This window comes from Rhizobium sp. P1_B8 (genome assembly GCF_056406515.1).
Genome location: NZ_JBFTZZ010000078.1, coordinates 1 through 1,271 on the forward strand (window position 1 = coordinate 1; position 1,271 = coordinate 1,271).

Genomic DNA, 1,271 nt, shown 5'->3' on the forward strand with positions numbered 1-1,271 from the left:
TGACCTGCCACTGAACTTTCATCCAGCGGCGGTTAGAGCCTCGGCGGCTTTGAATACGCCAAATGGCGCGGTGTGAGCAACCGGCGGAAACGCGGAGCTTTCATCTTGCGTAGCGTTGGAGCCGGTTGCGGCGATGGTCCCGGCATAGTCTGCCGGGGTCTGATATCCGAGCGATGAGTGCGGCCGGAAATGGTTATAATCCTCAGCCCATTCAGCGATGGCGCTGCGGGCATGATCGAGGCCGAAGAAGAGGCTCTCGTTGAGCAACTCGTCGCGCATGCGACCGTTGAAACTCTCGACATAGCCGTTCTGCATTGGCTTTCCCGGCGCGATGTAGTGCCACTCGACCTTGTGATCCTTCGACCAGGCAAGAATGGCATTCGAGGTGAATTCGGTGCCGTTGTCGGAGACAATCATGTCAGGCTTGCCGCGTCGTTCGATCAGCGTCGTCAGTTCCCGAGCAACACGGCGACCGGAGATCGACGTGTCGGGGATTGCCGCCAGGCATTCGCGCGTCACATCATCGACAACGTTTAGCACCCGGAAGCGTCTACCGCAGGCAAACTGGTCATGCACGAAATCCAGCGACCAGCGGGCATTGGCCTTCGCTTCGACCAGGATCGGCGCACGCGTGCCGACAGCACGCCGACGGGCCTTTCGCTTGCGAACGGAAAGCCCTTCCTCGCGATAAAGACGGTATATGCGATTGACCCCGGACGGCTCTCCGTCTCGCCGAAGCAGGATGAATAGCCGCCGGTACCCGAAACGCCGTCGCTCATTAGCGAGGTCACGCAGCTTCGCTCGCAGATCGACCTCCGGCGGTCGATTGGACCGATAACGGATCGTCTTGCGGTCGGCGGATACGATCTGGCAGGCCCGCCGTTCCGAAAGACCCATGACGGCCTTCAGATGCGTGACGGCTTCACGCTTGGCGGCAGGCCCTACCATTTTTTTGCAAGAAGCTCGCGGAGCGCGGCTGCATCAAGCATCTGTTCGGCCAGCAGCTTCTTCAGCCTGGTATTCTCGTCCTCAAGCGCCTTCAGCCGCTTCGCCTCGGAGACTTCCATGCCGCCATATTTGGCTTTCCAGTTATAAAACGTCGCTTCTGAAATCCCGTGCTTGCGGCAGAGGTCGGCCGCCTTCGCGCCAGCCTCCTGCTCCTTCAGCACACCGATAATCTGCTCTTCCGTAAATCTCTGCTTCTTCATTCGTCCGTCCCTTAATAGGCCGGACTCTAATCCATTCTGGAGGAAATTCTCAGTGGCAGGTCA

The 1,271-nt window shown here is 59.1% G+C and carries 1 protein-coding gene; it reads right to left on the reverse strand.

Annotated elements, in window-relative coordinates; all coding sequences use genetic code 11:
* Positions 1-18 precede the first annotated feature (18 nt).
* Positions 19-1,208, reverse strand: a protein-coding gene (locus AC1D2N_RS36175) for an IS3 family transposase (protein ID WP_130748841.1) whose coding sequence is annotated in 2 segments (ribosomal slippage) — positions 19-956 and positions 956-1,208 — 1,191 coding nt in all. Because the reading frame shifts where the segments join, the coding sequence is not laid out codon by codon here.
* Positions 1,209-1,271: the final 63 nt, after the last annotated feature.